The sequence below is a fragment of the Pantoea sp. CFCC18179 genome (genome assembly GCF_059412405.1).
On sequence record NZ_JBNBPM010000001.1, the window covers coordinates 617,380 to 636,375 of the forward strand.

13 protein-coding genes are annotated in these 18,996 nt (G+C 41.0%); all 13 read right to left on the minus strand.

Annotation, left to right across the window (positions count from 1 at the left end):
* Positions 1-69 precede the first annotated feature (69 nt).
* Positions 70-1,479 (minus strand): NADP-dependent phosphogluconate dehydrogenase, encoded by a 1,410-nt coding sequence (gene gnd / locus ACPUC7_RS03025; RefSeq protein WP_494921715.1) that lies wholly within the window; start codon positions 1,477-1,479, stop codon positions 70-72.
* 134 nt (positions 1,480-1,613) lie between these two features.
* Positions 1,614-2,729, minus strand: a complete 1,116-nt coding sequence (locus tag ACPUC7_RS03030; protein WP_494921716.1) for a glycosyltransferase family 4 protein — start codon at positions 2,727-2,729, stop codon at positions 1,614-1,616.
* The gene (locus tag ACPUC7_RS03035; protein WP_494921717.1) at positions 2,726-3,892 is read right to left on the minus strand and encodes a glycosyltransferase family 4 protein; all 1,167 of its coding nucleotides are present in this window, start codon (positions 3,890-3,892) and stop codon (positions 2,726-2,728) included. Before ACPUC7_RS03035 ends, ACPUC7_RS03030 begins: the two co-directional genes overlap by 4 nt.
* A complete protein-coding gene (locus ACPUC7_RS03040; protein ID WP_494921718.1) occupies positions 3,868-4,767 on the minus strand; it encodes a GDP-mannose 4,6-dehydratase in 900 nt (299 codons plus the stop codon). Before ACPUC7_RS03040 ends, ACPUC7_RS03035 begins: the two co-directional genes overlap by 25 nt.
* Before the next feature lies 1 nt (position 4,768).
* Positions 4,769-5,803 carry a GDP-mannose 4,6-dehydratase gene (gene gmd, locus ACPUC7_RS03045; RefSeq protein WP_494921719.1) on the minus strand — a complete coding sequence of 345 codons (1,035 nt, stop codon included), beginning with the start codon at positions 5,801-5,803 and terminating at the stop codon, positions 4,769-4,771.
* A 14-nt stretch (positions 5,804-5,817) separates the two neighbouring features.
* Positions 5,818-9,546 (minus strand): glycosyltransferase, encoded by a 3,729-nt coding sequence (locus ACPUC7_RS03050; RefSeq protein WP_494921720.1) that lies wholly within the window; start codon positions 9,544-9,546, stop codon positions 5,818-5,820.
* On the minus strand, positions 9,546-11,270 hold the full coding sequence (locus tag ACPUC7_RS03055) for a GT99 family glycosyltransferase N-terminal domain-containing protein (RefSeq protein WP_494921721.1): 1,725 nt from the start codon (positions 11,268-11,270) through the stop codon (positions 9,546-9,548). The genes ACPUC7_RS03050 and ACPUC7_RS03055 overlap by 1 nt, the downstream gene beginning before the upstream one ends.
* Before the next feature lie 48 nt (positions 11,271-11,318).
* The gene (locus ACPUC7_RS03060) at positions 11,319-12,605 is read right to left on the minus strand and encodes an ABC transporter ATP-binding protein (protein ID WP_494921722.1); all 1,287 of its coding nucleotides are present in this window, start codon (positions 12,603-12,605) and stop codon (positions 11,319-11,321) included.
* Positions 12,605-13,399, minus strand: a complete 795-nt coding sequence (locus tag ACPUC7_RS03065; protein ID WP_494921723.1) for an ABC transporter permease — start codon at positions 13,397-13,399, stop codon at positions 12,605-12,607. The genes ACPUC7_RS03060 and ACPUC7_RS03065 overlap by 1 nt, the downstream gene beginning before the upstream one ends.
* The gene (gene cpsG, locus ACPUC7_RS03070) at positions 13,399-14,778 is read right to left on the minus strand and encodes a phosphomannomutase CpsG (protein WP_494921724.1); all 1,380 of its coding nucleotides are present in this window, start codon (positions 14,776-14,778) and stop codon (positions 13,399-13,401) included. Before cpsG ends, ACPUC7_RS03065 begins: the two co-directional genes overlap by 1 nt.
* Before the next feature lie 15 nt (positions 14,779-14,793).
* Positions 14,794-16,209, minus strand: coding sequence for a mannose-1-phosphate guanylyltransferase/mannose-6-phosphate isomerase (locus ACPUC7_RS03075; RefSeq protein WP_494921725.1), 1,416 nt, complete (start codon positions 16,207-16,209; stop codon positions 14,794-14,796).
* A 534-nt stretch (positions 16,210-16,743) separates the two neighbouring features.
* Positions 16,744-17,757, minus strand: coding sequence for a UDP-glucose 4-epimerase GalE (gene galE / locus ACPUC7_RS03080; RefSeq protein ID WP_494921726.1), 1,014 nt, complete (start codon positions 17,755-17,757; stop codon positions 16,744-16,746).
* Positions 17,758-17,805: 48 nt separating this feature from the next.
* Positions 17,806-18,699: a UTP--glucose-1-phosphate uridylyltransferase GalF gene (galF, locus tag ACPUC7_RS03085; protein ID WP_494921727.1), complete on the minus strand. Its 894-nt coding sequence runs from the start codon at positions 18,697-18,699 to the stop codon at positions 17,806-17,808.
* Between the last annotated feature and the right edge of the window lie 297 nt (positions 18,700-18,996).

Here is an 18,996-nt window from a genome sequence, read left to right on the forward strand (position 1 = left end):
GCATTGACGCCATAAAGCAAAAAAAAAACGCTCCGAAGAGGAGCGTTAATAGTTTTAAAGCAATAAGTATTAATCTAACCACTCAGTATGGAACACGCCGTCTTTATCAATACGCTTATATGTATGCGCACCGAAGTAGTCGCGCTGAGCCTGAATCAGGTTAGCCGGCAGTACTTCTGAACGATAGCTATCGTAATAGGCAATCGCCGCAGAGAAGGTCGGTGTTGGGATACCATTCTGAATTGCGTAAGAAACAACATCACGTAGTGCCTGCTGATATTCGTCTGCAATATTCTTGAAATATGGGTCTAACAGAAGGTTGGCGATGTTTGCATCTGTTGCATAAGCATCGGTGATTTTCTGCAAGAACTGAGCGCGGATAATGCAACCAGCACGGAAGATCTTAGCAATCTCACCATAATGCAGGTCCCAGTTATTCTCTTCTGATGCAGCACGTAACTGAGAGAAGCCTTGAGCATAAGAAACGATTTTGCCCAGATACAGAGCACGACGAACTTTCTCAACGAACTCGGCTTTATCACCAGTGAAGGCTTTAGCCTGCGGGCCACTTAGAACTTTCGAAGCCGCAACGCGCTGGGATTTCAGAGAAGACAGATAGCGAGCAAATACTGATTCAGTGATCAGAGACAGCGGCTCACCGAGATCCAAGGAACTCTGGCTAGTCCATTTACCCGTACCTTTGTTAGCGGCTTCATCGAGAATCACATCAACCAAATATTTACCGTCTTCATCTTTCTTCGTGAAGATGTCTTTGGTAATGTCAATGAGGTAGCTGCTCAGCTCACCGTTGTTCCATTCAGTGAAGGTTTTAGCCAACTCTTCATTGTTCAGACCCAACGCACCTTTCAGTAAAGCGTAGGCTTCAGCAATCAGCTGCATGTCGCCGTATTCGATGCCATTGTGCACCATTTTCACATAGTGACCAGCGCCATTCGGGCCGATGTAAGCAACACAGGCTTCACCATCTTCCGCACGCGCAGCGATTTTATCGAGGATTGGTGCAACCAGCTCATAAGCTTCTTTCTGACCGCCAGGCATGATTGAGGGACCTTTCAATGCGCCCTCCTCACCACCAGAAACGCCGGTGCCGATAAAGTTGAAGCCCTGGTCAGACAATTCCTTGTTACGACGGATGGTGTCTTTGTAGAAGGTATTGCCGCCATCGATCAAGATATCGCCCTTATCTAAGTGTGGCGTCAATGATGCGATAGTTTTATCAGTTGCTTCACCAGCTTGAACCATCAAAAGGATACGACGAGGTTTTTCAAGCGATTCAACAAACTCTTCAACAGTATAGAAAGGAGCCAGTTTCTTACCTTGATTCTCAGCGATGACTTCATCAGTCTTCTCACGCGAACGGTTGAAGATAGAAACAGTGTAACCGCGGCTCTCGATGTTAAGAGCCAGATTACGGCCCATAACTGCCATACCTACAACGCCGATCTGTTGCTTGGACATTACATACTCCTGTCTGTGGTCCCGCATGGTGTTACCAGTAACACCATCCTATAAGTGACCAATATGTTAACTCAGGATAGCTGACAATGGGTAATGATTGGTGCGGTGATAGAATGAAATAATTATAAAAATAATTACTTATTTAACAAGGAATTATAGAGATTTGTGTAACTTTCAATCATCCGGTCTGCTGTAAACAAAGCTTCAAAACGCTCATGTGCGGCTTTGCCATACATTTGTGCTTGCGGTGGATTGTTCCAGATGGAATCCATCGCAGCCCGAAGCGCTGCAGGATTCGAGGGCGGTACGACCAATCCTGTCAACTTATCTATATTGATATAGGTAGTTCCCGTACCGATTTCACTCGAAATCAGAGGCTTGGAATACAATGCTCCTTCGAGTAAAGAAATACCAAATGCTTCTGACCGTAAATGAGAAGGAAAAACCAAACAGGTACAAAGTTGTAACAACGCCGACTTATCTTCATTTTCAAGTGCACCTAAGAAGAATATATTGTTGACGCCTAATTGCTCTGCTTGAGATTTAAGTTCAGCTTCAATCGGACCTGCACCAACAACAACTATCGGATAATCGCTATTTTGCGCGGCTTCGATAAGAATATGAAGCCCTTTGTAATATCTAAAAGTACCAACAAAAAGGAAAAAGCCAGCCCCAAAGCGTGCGCGCCACTTCTCAAGCACAGTTGAAGAAGTGTTTTGATAAAACTTCTTGTCCAAACCATAGGGAATGACATCAACTTTATTTTTAAATTGTTGTAGTGTTGGACTGCTCTCCACATAGTTTGGCGAAGCCGCTACGATTCGGTTAACACTGTTTAAAAACCCATTCATTAATGGAGAATAAATTTTTAATAAAGACTTCTGCTTAACAATATCTGAATGGTAACTCACCACAGAAGGCTTTTTTATGCGTGATGCAAAATGCATAAAATCCATAAACGGATAGGGGAAATGATAATGGATAATATCAGCTTCCGACGCAAGAGCTTTAAAGTCTTTAATGGCTTTAAATGAGAACGGTGTAGAAGCAAATTCACATAACGTTTTAACTCGATAAATAGAGTGGCTGTCGATTTTTTCGTTATTACTTGCACCATGTGGACTATGAGTGAAAACAGTAGACTCAATACCTGCCCTTACCCCTCCCTCAGAAAGTTGATAGATTACCTGCTCAATGCCGCCAAAAGTGTCTGGATAATATGTTTTGTAGCAATGAAGAACTTTGATCATAAGGATTCAGCGACCTGCTTATAGGCTTCAATTGTCTTATCGGCACAGAGTGACCAGGTGAATTGCTTTGCTCTGGCAAGCCCCGAATCTATCATTAATTGTCTTTTATCAATATCTTCAATCATCATTCTTAGATACAAAGAGAGATTTTCAACGTCTTGAGGATCATGTGTTAGTGCTGCATTTCCAACGACTTCTGGTAAGGAACTCACGTTGGAGCATATAACTGGTGTACCTGAAGCCATTGCTTCTAGCACGGGTAAACCGAAGCCTTCATAAATTGAAGGGAAAACAAAACTATTTGCAGCACTATATAATGCTGGAAGATCATTCCCCGGTACAAAGCCGAGATATTTCAACCACCCCTCACTTTGTCCCTTACGAAACAATCTAAAAAGATCCTCATTATCCCAGCCATTAAAACCGCTAATAACCAAGGGGAAGTTTTTCTTTTCAACAGCTGACAAGCAATCATATGCTTTCAGCAGTGTTAATATGTTTTTCCGAGGTTCGATAGTTCCGGTATATAGAAAGTAAGACTTCCACATTAAGTTGTATTTATTTAATACAAATTGCACTTCGTTTTCATTTCTTTGATGAAAATCAGCGTTGCATGCCAATGGCGCAACGACCACTTTATCTTGTTCTAGTCCAAAGAAATTTACCACTTCATCTTTAGTAAAGTGCGAGTCTGTAATAAGTGCATTAGCTCGTTCGACAGTACTGAACAGCTCTTTTTGTAATAACTTGACTCGACCGGCTGGATGAAATTGTGGCCAATGAAATACCGAGAGATCATGGATAGTCGCTACAGAACATTCAATTTTTGGCGGCAAATAATAATTAGGACTATGAAAAATATGGTTATTAAATTTTCTTAATACTAATGACTTAGCATAAGGTATGGTCAACCGATATATTTCACTAGCTATCTTGCTCTTTTTAATTTGTTGCTTTACAGATTGCGCAGCTTTAGACGACTCTTCCGCAACAATTAACTTTGTCTTAATACTAATGCCATTCAAATAAGTTAGTTTCACTTGGTCTTTATTAAACTCAAGCTGTTTAGCAAGCTCGAGAGCGTATCGACCTATCCCTGTCAAGGGATATTTAATGCAGTCTGTAGAAAAAACTATATTTAACTTTTGATTCCCAGCATCCATTTTAATGTTTCTCTTAGTGGAATATTTTCTTGCTGGCAATTAATTACGCTGTTCAACAAACTTATGTCACCGCATAATTCTTTTATTTCATTAGGCCTTACGAAACTAGGATTTACTACAATCTTAATTTTATGACCGGTAAGTTCTTCGCATAAATCAACAACTTCACGCAATGAATACATAACACCTGAGGCAACATTAATTGTTTTACCAAAAGCATCACTCTGTAATAACAATGCATATTTTTTTACTAAATCGCGAACATCTGTGAAATCACGCCATACATCTATATTACCTAACTCAATAAGTTCCTCACGCTCGCGAAAATGTTTGACAATTTTAGGGATAAGGAAATTTTCTGCCTGTCCAATTCCAGTGTAATTAAATGGCCTAACAATAATCAGCGGGAGCTTATCTTTAAATAACCAAGCCATATACTCCATAGCCAGTTTACTAACCGCATAATCATTTGCAGGGTTGACAGAGATATCTTCGCTCAGTTTTCCGGGTGTATTGTTTCCATATACATTTGCACTGCTGGCTAGTAATACCGCTTCAGGGCTTTTTGCAGTTTCAGCCAAAGCAACCAGCAAATTACGTGTCCCCGATACGTTAACATCATAAAATGCATTTGGATTAGCGTGGCCAACGAATGCAATAGCAGCAAGATGAACAACTATGTCAGGGGAAATTGCTTCTATAGCGGCTTTAACCTGCAAATTGTCGGTAAGATCAACCTGAAAATATTTATCTGCATTATCTGAAGCTGAGCCTAGACCATATACATCATATCCGGCAGCGGATAATTCCGCTGCCATATAATGGCCCGTAAAGCCCTTGATGCCAGTGATCAATGCTTTTTTGCCATTAGTCATATTAGAATGAGAATCCTTGTTCGTTACGACGCATATCTTCTGCCACCATCATCGCACAAAGTTCTTCTAACGTGGTTTTTGGTTCCCACCCCAGAACATTTTTAGCTCGTTCTGGATCACCAATTAGCAACTCCACTTCTGCAGGACGATAGAACTTAGGATTGACTTTTACAACGATCTTGCCCGTTGCCACGTCTACAGCAACTTCTTCTTCGTCTTTACCTTCGAAACGTAACTCGATATTTGCAGCTTTAAATGCCATCGATACGAAATCACGTACGGTCTCGGTGCGGTTTGTTGCTAGCACAAAGGTGTCGGGCTGCTCGGCTTGCAGCATCAGCCACATACCTTCAACATATTCTTTTGCAAACCCCCAATCGCGCTTAGCATCCATATTGCCCAATTCAAGAACATCGAGTTTACCAAGCTTAATTTTAGCTACGGAATCAGTAATTTTTCGCGTTACAAACTCTTGCCCACGCAGTGGAGATTCATGGTTGAACAAGATCCCACTCGAAGCAAAGATGTTATAGCTTTCACGATAATTGATCGTCATCCAGTGAGCATATAACTTAGCAACACCGTAAGGGCTGCGCGGATAAAATGGCGTATCTTCCTTTTGCGGTATAGCTTGAACTTTACCAAACATTTCGGAAGTTGATGCCTGATAGAAACGGATCTGCGGATTTACAATGCGGATAGCTTCAAGAAGGTTTACCGGTCCAATGCCAGTAATTTCGGCAGTAGTGAGAGGTTGGTCAAAAGAAACACCAACGAAACTCTGTGCCGCCAGATTATAAACTTCTGTCGCCTTACTTTCCTGCAGCAAGCGAATACTGGACGAGAGATCGGTCAAATCATATTCGACTAAATGTAATTGAGGGTGATTTTTAATACCTAATTCTTCAATACGCCAGAAATTTACAGAGCTTGTGCGTCGGTAAGTACCATAAACATTATAGCCTTTGTTTAGTAAAAGCTCTGCAAGGTAAGCACCATCTTGTCCTGTAATACCAGTGATAACTGCGCTTTTCATTTAATCATAACCTTTTAATCAATGAGTTTTGAAATTAGATTTTTTGCACTTTGTGACCAGCTCAACCAATTTATTAATGATGAGCTAGGATGAGAATTATTCTCATAAAGTTTTGACCACTCCTTAACAGCATCCGCTAATGCTTCTGGGTGGTTGGATCTGAAGTAATACGCACCATCCCCTGCAACCTCACGCAGCACGGGGATATCGCGCGATATGAGTGGTTTATTATGCTGAGATGCCTCAATTAGAGGTAGTCCAAAACCTTCATCTTCGGATGGGTATAATAAACAGTCAGCGTTTTGGTATAGTTTGCTTAATAATTCATCGCTGGCATTATCAAACCAGAATAATTTCTGATTCAAAAGCGGATGATTTTTAATCACGCTAACCATTTCAGGTATGGTTCTCCGTGCATTATCAGGCAATCCTTTCCAGCCTTCTTTGCCTACAATAACCAAATTAGATTGTGAGCCTTCTTTCCATAGCCTATCGAATGCCGCTATCGCTTGTAAGTGCCCTTTGCGAGGCTCAAGGGTCCCAACCATTAAAAAAGAAAGATTCTCATTAATTCGACTGACCTTGTCAAGATCAAGGGGTTCAATTCCTCCTGAAGGCAAGGTGGATGCTATATCCGCACCAAGATGAGAATAATCAAATTTCAATCTTGAGTTCTGCAATTCTTTCTCAAAAATATATTTTTTAATTTCGTTTGCAACTGCATTTGTGTCGCACACAATTTGATCTGAATATTCAATAACTATATCAAGCCATTTCGAAAAGCCTTCATTACTTCCTGGTGGGAAGAAATGAGTTTTAGTTACTGGCAAGATATCATGAATTATAAATGCTATTTTTACGTTTTGTTTTATTAGTGACTCATAAAAACCACACATCTCAGCTTCGATGACTAAATCACACGCTAATTCAGATGAAAGATAAATATCGCCATCATTAATATCAACGCATCTATCCGGCCCTAAATAAGGAGTTATATTCGGATAAAGCTTAACCATGAAACTATTAGCTTCACGCATTGCAAAAAGATCATTTTCTTTTTGCAAATAAACCGGAACAATATCAAAATTACTATCTGCCAATTGAATTAGCTCAATTAACAAGCAGCGAGTCACTCGTTCAATTCCGGTCCACAAATCAGAATTTTTGATTAATGAAACATCAAAATAAACTCTCTTTTTAGACTTGAGCCGTGGGAAGTTATTTGTTAGCAAACCCGCGTAGTGTGCATACTCCTTTTCATTCAGGTCTAGTTTTTCAATCACATGGTTTATAGTAACATTGACAGCGTTATAACCAGCTTCTATGTGGTTAAAGCATGATTCTGCACTACTTGAAGGACTATGTATATCTTCGATAAATTGCATTGAAAGCTTCCCTAATTTCTCTCTCAATGTTTCATCGGAAATTAAACTTTCTAAAGCTAACACAAGATCATTGATATCAAACTGATCATTAAGCTTTATGATTTTGTCGTCAGGTAATTCAACCATTGAACCATTAGCATTAACAATTGTGGCTAGACCATAGTTCATACAATCTAGGACGGCCGCCGAGGTTTCACCTCGCGATAAGGAACGAAGTTGCACACCTATGTCAGCTGCCGCCAAGTATTGACAATATAGCAAATCTGACGCCCAACCAGTTACCTCAATAACAGGTCTAAGTTTCAGCTTATCAATTAATGCTTCAATTGTTATTTTATAATCACCACCTAATTCGCCAACAAATACCATCTTTATTTTTTTATTTTCATTTTTTAATGCTATTGCTAGGGCTTCAATTAGAGTGTGATTAAGTTTTGATTGATCGAGAAGACCAAATGAACAAATTAAAATTGTATCATCATCAATATTTAGTGCTTTACGTACATTTTTTTTATTACGAGATAAAGGCGCTGCGCGTAATAAAGGAATATGTTCCCAATCAAGGAACATACTGTTTTTATACCATTTTCTCGCTAGATGCTTTGCATGGTCAGAATGGACTATTACGGCAATGGCATTGCTCAAAACGTTAAAGTTTGATGGATACTGAAACATTATTTGTTCATCATCATTTATTTCAGCCCTTTCAATTAGGGCTTTATAACCATGAGATGATATTAATTGCTCACACCAAATACGTTCTAGGCCAGCATGGGTTTCTTTGTAGCGATAATAGTTGCTAAGATAGAAATCATGCATACAAACAACACCGGGATAAATCTCAAGGATCTCATGCATATAATCATGAAATATTGAATTCCCCATTTGGTAAAGAATTCGCTCATAGTCATAAGCATTATCTAAAAACTCTTTTGTAGTAATAATTGAGTAATTGTCGGTTATCCGGAAATCAGATTGTGTCTCATCAATTACCACATCTATTTTATAATATTTAGATAATGCGGGTAACAACTCTTCGCTATAAAGGGCAATTCCTGATCGAGCTGGGCTTAACGGTGTAAAAAAGGCTAATCTTTTTTTAACGCTGCTTGTAGTATTGTTTGTAACAATCGGGTTTTCTTTTACTACTTTTTCAAGAGTGCTAAGCGCAACCTCTGCAGATGTTTCCCAAGAAAATGCTTGAGCGCGAGACAACCCCTTATCTTTAAGATCTTGGTACAGAATATCATCTGTCAGAACATTGAGGATTTTCTCCTTAATATCAGAGATATTGAATGGATCAAATAAAGCTTCATCATTACCAATCACCTCTGGCAAGCTGGTATTGCCTGCACCAATTACCACAGCACCACAAGCTAATGCTTCAAGCGCTGGCAAGCCAAAACCTTCATGTTTGCTAGGGAATACAAATATCTTACAAAGGTTATATAATTTGACTAGTTCTTCATCTGAAACGTAGCCAGTTATAATCATTGACATATGTTCTAATTTGTATTTTTTGGCATGATAACTTAAATTATCGATGTCAAATTGTGATAATTTACCTGCTAGCAAGAAGTCATATTTATTTCGGATTTCTGCAGGTAACTCACTTAACGCCTTTAGCAGTGCTGGAAGATTTTTGCGCTCATCAGCCCCACCTGAATACATAACATAGGGCTTGCTAATATTAAATTTCATTTTTAATGAATCAATTTCAGAGGCACTTAAATCAATAACTCTAAAAATATCATCACATGCTGTTGAAATGTTAATGATGTCATCAGCTTTATCTTTGAAATATTCCTCACCCTCTTGCTTTGAAAAAGCAGAAATGGATAATAATTTTTTACATGCTTTTAAATATGCAATCTTTTCAAGATAAAATTTTCTATAGTTCGGATTAGGGTCTAAATATTGTTCAGGATTATGTAATGGTATTAGATCATATAACGTTGTCACAACAGGAGTGGTATTATCAAACTCACCGACACTTAATACACTATCGTCCTGATACCCCTCAAACATAGCAGGAACATAAATGACATCAGGTTTATGGCTTTTGATAAAAGCCTCTCTGATTATTTTTGCATTATTATTATTAAGGTGGTTTGAGATTTGTTCATAAGCACAAGGACCTGCAGGATGCCAGAATTTTAATGAAGATCGCCCTACTAAAGGCGTGAATTCATTCACTAAGCCCATAGCTGGAAACGCACCATTAGCTATCAAAATAATTTCATGGTCTTTACTTATTGCTAACTTAATCAGAGATTTGATAATCGCACGCGTATAACGACCTATTCCGCGAAATCGACTCTCTGATTGTAATCCTTGCATATCAATAGCTATGCGCATCACTCGTTCCCTCTTTGCTTTTTGAGCATTTTGATCTTTTTCATATTGATCAAAGTATCTCTGGAGTTATCATTTTCATCCCTGACACTGATCACTGACGATTTGTTATTATTCACCCCGTGTAAATAGAGTGACTTTAACTTACCATATAGACCGAATTTCTTTGAAACAAATACTACAAGCTTTCTAATTTGATAATTAGAGAGTAATTTTTTTGCTACAGCTAATATTAATCTCATTATTTTTTGTTTGAATTGGATAGGTTTACACCATTTTATCTTCAAACTATTTATTGATCGTAATGGTTTAGTAAGTCTCCATGATTTACTTTCGTAAACATTACTCAACACGTGCTGATGGTACCACAACTGATCTGTCAATTCTTTATTCTTACTTTTAAGATCTAATACTTCATTTTCAATTACTGATGATTTAATATCATCGTGAAGTTTCTTTAATTCTTTATCCTGTTTCTCAAGTTTAATTTTTAATTTTTCTTCAATATCTTTAAATTGCAAACTTAGATTTCTGAAATAGATGTTTTCTAATTCAGTTGCCATTTCAGAAAGTTTGATATTATCTTTTTTCCAGCCGTGTTTATGTTCAGCATACAAAAATAGATTTTTCTCCGCAATACTGTCCTCATCTGGGACAGTAATACGCCAATCATAGTATTCTTTGTTAAATAAAAATTCGAACGGAACTAAATAATTTAACAATGAAAATCTAAGTTTCTCAATAAATAAATCGTCATCTTTTTTAATGAAGGCAAAAGGAGAGTCACCAATAATTTCACTTGGCTTCCCCCAAAGCATTGCTTCGAGTCCCATACTTGAATTAATGGTTATGATTTTTTTACACAGAGCAATGAATTCCTGAGGTGAATAATTTTCACTCCCAGTAACTATATCTTTGTATTCAATACGTCCGAATGGATGCTTTCTAACTAATACATCGCTGTACTTGCTTTTCGAATAATTGATAACTTCTGTATTATCAAAACCATTGCTAAATGCAATTATATTTGAGTCATCTTCAACCTGAAGAGGCACACCGATTTCATACTCATCAAAATTTCGAATAGGTTTAACATCTTTTAAAAAAAGACTTAAGAGGGCGGTTCGCCCTAACTTTGAATAGTTATCTTTAGCAGATTTGTAATTTTCAAATCTGCTCGCAGACTCAGTATTTCCATTTACACCACTAAAGTCAAAATAACAGGTTGGTAGATAAGTCGGCCCTCTTAAAGGGCCCATCTCATTGTGGATGACAGGAATATTATGTTTTTTTGCAATCGCTTTAATTGAGGGGCAGTTCGACCATAAAACTATCGCTTTAACATCACAATCATTACGTATTTCTTGCAATTGTTCATTAAATTGCTTCATGAGTGGTTCATATTCTTTAGTCAGAATATGTTCCCATACAAGATTTTTAGATTTAAGTTCTTGTTCAAGTGTTGTAAATACTTCACTAGTCCAAATAAGCTTATCTAAACTTTTCAACTCTTCATCAGTTGGTAGCGTTGAATTGAAGTCCTGCAACCAGTTGTTAGGTATATGTGCGGGTACACTTTGAAATATTTTTTCATGCCCTATGTGCAGTGCATGTTCACTCGGGAAGCGTTTAACACTTAAATAAAATGCAGTTAGGAAAGTTTCATAGGAATATTTAACATCATACGGAAGCCAAAAGAAAAGATACTTTGATTTCTTACTTACCATTACTAACGCTCGCCTCAAGTTGTTGATGTTTTTCCATTACCAAATGCTTTATTTTTTTATTATTTTCATGTCTGCTGGAATATGTAACATGCCACCAAAATTTTCTTTTAAAAGTTCAACTGGCGTGTTCACAGTAAAGACTTTTGCACAAAATATTCTGTCATAAAATTCAGTTGAATAGACATCAGGCTTTATACCAATATCAATGCGATATTCCCCCATATAAAAAGGCATATCAAAGTCCCAACTGATAATTACATGCTCGCCAGATTTGAGATTATCTAGCCGAGTATCATAATAATTTGAATTCATACTCAAAATTGGAAAACCGTTTTTGTCTCCAATTAACATGCCTACACATGCTCCAGATGACACATCACTATTACATCTAATGACTGCTTGTACGGTTACTTTATCTTTCGCATAGAGAGTCGCAATCTCTTCACCAACACTGTTCAACAACTTGAAGTCAAGAAATTCAAGTTCAAGACTTCCAGCACTTTCTTGTAATGAGTTTTGCCTTAACGATGGATTAATCGATATATCGGGATCTAGTTTATGGTTAAATATCAATCCAGTATTTTCTTGTTCTTTGATAGAAACTTTATTTTCAACTAGTGAGTTTTGATATAGATCACACACTTTTCCCGCAGGGCCAAAGGCTTTAACTTCACCATCTGCGATATAAACAGCCCGTGAGCAAAATTGACGCACCTGAAAGAGCGCGTGACTTACAAAAAGTATCGTCACATTATCTTCAAGCATTTTATTCATGCGCTGCATACATTTGGCCTGAAACGCCAGATCACCGACACTCAAAGCTTCGTCAACAATAAGAATGTCGGCTTTTACAGCTGTTGCCACTGAAAAGGCCACGCGTGCTTGCATACCGCTGGAATATGTGCGGACAGGAGAGTCAAAGTAATCACCGATACCAGCGAAATTTTCAACATCGCGAATCATCTCATCCATATCATCTTCAGCGATTCCCAATAATTGACCTGCGATTATTGCATTTTGGCGTCCGGTAAAATCGGGATGAAATCCCATCCCTAATTCAAGTAACGCAGCGATTCGCCCTTGTGATTTGACCTGCCCTGATGATGCGGTTGTAGTCCCTGTAATAATTTTCAGTAATGTACTTTTGCCAGCACCATTCACACCAATGATGCCAACTGCTTCACCTTTCTCTATTTCAAATGAAACATTGTTTAATACATTTTTTTCGTGGTAGCGCTGCCGTTTGCTTGGTGAAATCCATTCGATTAATCGGTCTATTTTTCGAGGGTATTGTTTATAGCTTTTACTGACATTCTCAACTTTTATGCTATACATTACAGTTCGTCCACCATATCTGCTGCATGTTTCCTAAATAGATATAATCCTAAAACACAGAAAACAATAGCAATTAATGCCGTCCATTTCATCGCGTAAAAACCTGGCATTGTATTGTGAACAAACACATCATGATATCCATTAATAATTGATGTCATGGGATTAAATCCTAACCAGCCTTGAGCCCAAACTGGGAGTGTATTATAAACGTAAACTACAGGGGTGAACCAAAACCAAAACTGCAAAAGTACAGTTACGAATTGACCAACATCCCTAAAAAACACATTTAATACACCTAATGTTATTCCTAAGCCGCTTGCGAATAATATTTGCACAACCAAAATAGGCACTATGTAAATGACATTTTCTAGAGGGAAGTTACCTGTAAATATTAAAAAAACAAGAAACAAGGAAAAAATAATCAAAAAATTAAGTATACAAGATATTATTACAATAACTGGTAAACAAATCCTTGGGAAGGTGACTTTTTTTATCAGATTAGCGTTTTCAATGAAGACCACTTGCATGCGAGATAGAATCTCTGCAAACAGCCCCCATGTTAATATCCCTGAACATAAATAAATACTGTATGCGAAAGGCCCTGTTGCCTGGGGTAATCTTGCCTGCATTAATTGTGAAAAAATCACCGTGTAAACAGTGATCATCGCTAGTGGTTGTAGTACAAGCCAGGTTGCGCCTAATATGCTCATCTGATAACGTGATTGAAAATCTCGCTTAACACTACTCCAGACAAACCCGCGGTAGTTATAAAGTGCAATTAGGTTATTTCTCACTACTTAGCTCCATTGATCACACCTAGCAGTTCATCAGTTTTTTCTTTCATTAGCGTAGGATTGTTTTTTGCCTCAACGTTAAGCCGCATTAATGGCTCTGTGTTAGAGGAACGAATATTAAAACGCCAATCACCGTAATCAATGCTAATACCATCCGTTGAATCAATAACACACTCTGCTGTTGAGTAACGACTTTTGATGGAATTAATTTTAGAAGCTGCATCTACAACTTTTGAATTAATTTCTCCACTACAAGGAAAAGCCTTCGTTCTTTCTTCAACTTGCTGAGATAGTGTTTGCCCTTTAACCGCCAGCAATTCAGCCACCAGTAACCACGGGATCATTCCACTATCACAATAAGCGAAATCACGGAAGTAATGGTGGGCACTCATCTCGCCGCCATAGATCGCATCTTCTTCACGCATACGCTCTTTGATAAACGCATGTCCAGTTTTAGACATCACCGGAATTCCGCCGGCTTTGGTCACGACATCAATTGTGTTCCAGGTTAAACGTGGGTCATGAATGATTTTCGCACCCTGCTCTTTCTTTAAGAAAGCTTCTGCCAAAAGGCCGACAATATAGTAGCCTTCAATAAATTCGGCATTTTCGTCAAATAAGAAGCAGCGGTCAAAATCGCCGTCAAAGGCAATGCCCATATCTGCCCGATGCTCACGCACAGCATCTGAGGTATCTTTGCGGCATTCAGGCAGAAGTGGATTAGGAATTCCGTTAGGGAAGTTGCCATCGGCCTGATGATGCACCTTGATAAAACTTACAGGTGTATTTGCTTGCTGGAATCTTTTCTCGATCTCATCAATGACATGTCCCGCCGCGCCATTTCCGGAATTGATCACCAGTTTCATCGGTTGTTTGAAGTTGGCTAAATCGATATACCCCATCAAATGGTCGACGTAAGCATCCAATACTGAAATTTGTTTGTACGAACCGCGCTTAACACTATCAACATCACCAAACTGATTAGCTTCAGCTAAATGCTGCACATCACGCAAACCGGTATCGCCGCTAATTGGACGCGCGCCTTCGCGTACCAGCTTCATGCCGTTGTAATTCATGGGATTGTGGCTTGCGGTGACTTCAATGCCACCATCGATGCCTAAATGAAAAGTGGCGAAGTAAATCTCTTCGGTACCGCTCATACCGATATCCAGCACATCAGTACCGGCATCCATCAACCCTTCCGCCAGCGCCATCTTTAATGCTTCGCTAGTCAGGCGAACATCACCGCCTAAGACAATCGTTTTCGGTTTTAAAAATTCGCCATAAGCGCGGCCAATGCGATAAGCAATATCTTCGTTTAGCTCTTTGCCCAGTTCACCACGAATGTCATACGCTTTAAAACAAGTTAGTGCTTCCATTTTTATCGGGTGTCCTTATTTTCCAGCAAATTGCTCTTTAATCATAATGAGGTCGTCATCACCTAAATACGAACCTGACTGAATTTCCAGCAATTCCAACGGAATTTTACCTGGATTTTCTAACGTATGTTGATGGCCGATTGGAATGAAAGTGGATTGGTTTTCAGTCAGCAATAAAGTTTTATCCTGAATGGTGACTTTTGCCGTGCCTGAAAGAATAACCCAGTGTTCAGTACGGTGATAATGCATCTGCAATTCAAATGACTCGCCCGGTTTGACCGTAATACGATTTACGTTAAAGCGGCCGGTATTAACGATTAAATCGCAACGTCCCCACGGCCAATAGGTTTCGCGATGGCGGCGATACTCACTACGGCATTCACTTTTTAGGAATTCAACGACGCGTTTGACATCTTGTACCTGATCTTTACGCGCCACCAAAACTGCATCTTTAGTATTAACGATGACTAAATCTTCCACGCCAATCGCTGCAACGAGCTGGTCTTCACTATTGATATAGCAATTTTTAGTGTTGTGCAGGAAGGTGTCGCCTTTAAGTGAGTTGCCAGCTGCATCTTTTTCATTCACTTCCCACAACGCAGACCATGATCCAACATCGCTCCAGCCAGCATCTAACGGTACAACTACTGCAGCATCCGTTTGTTCCATCACCGCGTAATCAACCGATTCATCAGGGCATGCGATGAAGTCGTCTTTATCAATGCTAATGAAGTCACTGCCCTCTTTTACATTGGCCATTGCACGGTGGCAGGCTTCAAGAATATCAGGACGGAATTTCTCCAGCTCTTGTAAATACCGTTTAGCGCGGAACATAAACATCCCGCTGTTCCAGTAATACTCACCTGAAGCGAGGTAATCTTCCGCGGTTTTCAGATTTGGTTTTTCTACAAAACGCTGCACGCCAAAAGGTGCGTCAGTCGCATCAGCAATTTGGGCTCCACGATGAATATAGCCATACCCCGTTTCAGGGCCAGTTGGGACAATGCCAAAAGTAACTAAATGGCCTGCTTTAGCATATTTAGTAGCGGTGGTAATCGCCTGGTGGAATGCGGCGCGATTTTCGATTACATGGTCAGCCGCAAGCACCAACAGAACCGGATCATCGCCCTGCTCAATCGCATTAATCGCCGCGAGAGCAATCGCCGGCGCGGTGTTACGACCAACCGGTTCCAGAATGATGTTGTGGGAGAGTTTATTAATTTGGCGAAGTTGCTCAGCCACCAAAAAGCGGTGCTCTTCGTTGCAGATAACCAGCGGAGCACGTGCTTCTACGCCGGTCAAACGATTGACGGTTTCCTGCAGCATCGAGTGCTGTCCGTGCAGACTAATGAACTGCTTAGGATAGAGTTCGCGTGAAAGGGGCCACAAACGACTGCCGGTTCCTCCGGCCATGATTACGGGAAGTAACATTCCACAACCTCTAATGTGTCTTTTATAGACTGCTATATCATTTACCAGCGGGTTATTTTTTCATCAAAATTGAAAATAGCCACGCTACCGCCCTTGGCTTGCAGCAACCACTATGCTGTGTAACAAGTCAAAACTGTCTTTTCTCTCAGAAATACATAATCGTTCAATAACGCAGCAGGAAACGACCTATTTCGAGAGCACCGCAAATAATACATTTTGTGCTGGCGAATTAACATGGTTATTGTCCGATGACTTAGCGACAAATCTTAACATCAACTTATCGGTACGCTTAAATACAACTGCTTGACGCATAAGAATATAGTCGTTTTTTTAAACAATTAAAGTTGGCGCTTTTCCCATGCTAAAACAGCAAGATAAATGACTTACACCGTATTCTATCAAGTCATGCGTTTAGGATTTATCCTTAGCCTTCGCACATATATTTGAATAAATAACGCACAACCCATACAAAAGATAAAATATTCAGGCATAAAAAAACCCGGCAGAAGCCGGGTTTTAGCAAATCAGTATCAGTTACTCAAACCCATTCGGGTTCTTTGACTGCCAGTTCCAGGTATCACGCATCATGGCATCAATCCCACGCGTCACACGCCAGTCCAGCTCGTTGTTCGCCAGAGTCGCATCGGCCCAGAACGCAGGCAGGTCGCCAGCACGGCGTGGTTTGAACTCGAACGGAATCGGCTTGCCAGAGGCCTTCTCAAACGCCTTGATCATCTCCAGTACGGAGAAACCAACACCGCCGCCGAGATTGTACGCCTTGTAGCCTTCAATCTTAGATAAATGGTCGAGCGCCTTCAGGTGCCCTTCAGCCAGATCAACCACATGAATGTAGTCGCGCTGCGCGGTGCCATCTGGCGTGTCGTAATCATCACCAAACACGCCCAGCTTGTCCAAACGACCAATCGCTACCTGCGCAATGTACGGCAGCAGGTTGTTAGGAATGCCGCTTGGATCTTCACCGATTTCGCCTGATTCATGCGCGCCAACCGGGTTGAAGTAGCGCAGTGCGATGGCTTTGAAATTCGGGTCGGCTTTCGCAAAGTCACGCATCACCAATTCGATCATGAACTTCGAGGTGCCGTACGGGCTAGTGGTGCCGCCGATTGGCGTGGTTTCCACGTAAGGAACCGGCGCATCTGCACCATACACGGTGGCGGACGAGCTGAAAATGAAGTTCCACACGCCCGCAGCGCGCATCTCTTCCAGCAGTACTACGGTGCCTGAGAAGTTGTTGTCGTAGTATTCCAGCGGCATGCGCGTGGATTCGCCAACGGCTTTCAGCGCGGCAAAGTGGATTACTGCGTTGATGTCGTTGCTGGCAAACAGGTCGCGCAAGCACGCACGATCGCGGATGTCGCCTTCAACGAACACCGCTTTTTTGCCAGACAGCTTTTCCACACGATTGATGGCTTCGCGGGAAGCATTGCAAAGGTTATCCAGGACCACAACGTCGTCGCCACGCTCTAACAGCGCCAGCACCGTATGGGAGCCGATGTACCCTGCTCCGCCCGTTACCAAAATAGCCATGTGTACTCCTTTAAACCGCGCGCAATGCGCGGCAGAGAATGAGGAAGCTTATTTCGCCAGGATTTTCTGGATGGATTCGCGGAAATCACGGCCTTGTGCGTTGTTACGCAAGCCGTAAGAAACGAATGCCTGCATGTAACCGAGTTTACGACCGCAGTCGAAGCTGGTGCCAGTCAGCAGTTGCACATCAACCGGTTTTTTCTTGCTGAGTGCGGCAATAGCATCAGTCAGCTGGATACGGCCCCATGCGCCGGGTTCGGTGCGCTCAAGTTCTTCCCAGATATCCGCAGACAGCACATAACGGCCCACCGCGGTCAGGTCAGAATCGGTTGAACCGGCTTCTGGCTTCTCGATGAAGCTGGTGATGGTGCTGATCTCGCCTGGATTATCAATTGGCTCTTCGGTGGTCAGAACACCATATTCGGTCAGATCTGCGCCCGGCATGTGTTTCGCCAACACTTGGCTATGGCCAGTGTCTTCAAAGCGCGCAACCATCGATGCGAGGTTATAACGTAGGTGGTCAGCGGTAGAATCATCCAGCAGCACGTCTGGCAGCACCACCACGAACGGGTTGTCGCCGATCATTGGACGCGCGCACAGTACGGAGTGGCCCAGACCCAGCGGGTTAGCCTGACGTACGTTCATGATGGTCACGCCCGGCGGGCAGATTGACTGCACTTCGCTCAGCAGTTGACGCTTAACGCGCGCTTCAAGCAGCGCTTCCAGCTCATAAGTGGTATCGAAGTGGTTTTCCACTGCATTTTTGGAAGCATGGGTGACCAGCACAATCTCCTTGATGCCAGCCGCGACGCATTCGTCAACAATGTATTGAATCATTGGTTTGTCGACGATTGGCAGCATCTCTTTCGGAATGGCTTTTGTCGCAGGAAGCATATGCATACCGAGGCCCGCAACGGGGATTACTGCTTTAAGCTTGGTCATATTTATTCCATTTCATGAAGTGAATACGTGGGCTCGATTATGCAGGATCGGCCAGTTGAGCAAGTATAATCTTTATCTGAAAAACCGGCACTAACTCTCTGTCACACCATCAAAAATCGCTTTTCACCGACAAAACCGAAGCGTGATTACAGCGTGAATTGAATGCGCTAAACCGCTGAAAAGTGGTGGAAGGATCACAGAAGTGTTTGTGCTGATGGTGCCAGGTATTTTCAGAATCGGGCGGCGTAAAAAGAAGCCAATAAATTCGCAGAATGAATCGGGCGACCCTAAGGCCGC

Coding starts and splice junctions, on each gene's coding strand:
- cpsG (WP_494921724.1), bottom strand. CDS start 14,778: ATGGAAGCACTAACTTGTTTTAAAGCGTATGACATTCGTGGTGAACTG.
- galE (WP_494921726.1), bottom strand. CDS start 17,757: ATGGCTATTTTGGTAACGGGCGGAGCAGGGTACATCGGCTCCCATACG.
- galF (WP_494921727.1), bottom strand. CDS start 18,699: ATGACCAAGCTTAAAGCAGTAATCCCCGTTGCGGGCCTCGGTATGCAT.
- ACPUC7_RS03030 (WP_494921716.1), bottom strand. CDS start 2,729: ATGATCAAAGTTCTTCATTGCTACAAAACATATTATCCAGACACTTTT.
- ACPUC7_RS03035 (WP_494921717.1), bottom strand. CDS start 3,892: ATGGATGCTGGGAATCAAAAGTTAAATATAGTTTTTTCTACAGACTGC.
- gmd (WP_494921719.1), bottom strand. CDS start 5,803: ATGAAAAGCGCAGTTATCACTGGTATTACAGGACAAGATGGTGCTTAC.
- ACPUC7_RS03075 (WP_494921725.1), bottom strand. CDS start 16,209: ATGTTACTTCCCGTAATCATGGCCGGAGGAACCGGCAGTCGTTTGTGG.
- ACPUC7_RS03050 (WP_494921720.1), bottom strand. CDS start 9,546: ATGCGCATAGCTATTGATATGCAAGGATTACAATCAGAGAGTCGATTT.
- ACPUC7_RS03060 (WP_494921722.1), bottom strand. CDS start 12,605: ATGTATAGCATAAAAGTTGAGAATGTCAGTAAAAGCTATAAACAATAC.
- ACPUC7_RS03055 (WP_494921721.1), bottom strand. CDS start 11,270: ATGGTAAGTAAGAAATCAAAGTATCTTTTCTTTTGGCTTCCGTATGAT.
- ACPUC7_RS03040 (WP_494921718.1), bottom strand. CDS start 4,767: ATGACTAATGGCAAAAAAGCATTGATCACTGGCATCAAGGGCTTTACG.
- gnd (WP_494921715.1), bottom strand. CDS start 1,479: ATGTCCAAGCAACAGATCGGCGTTGTAGGTATGGCAGTTATGGGCCGT.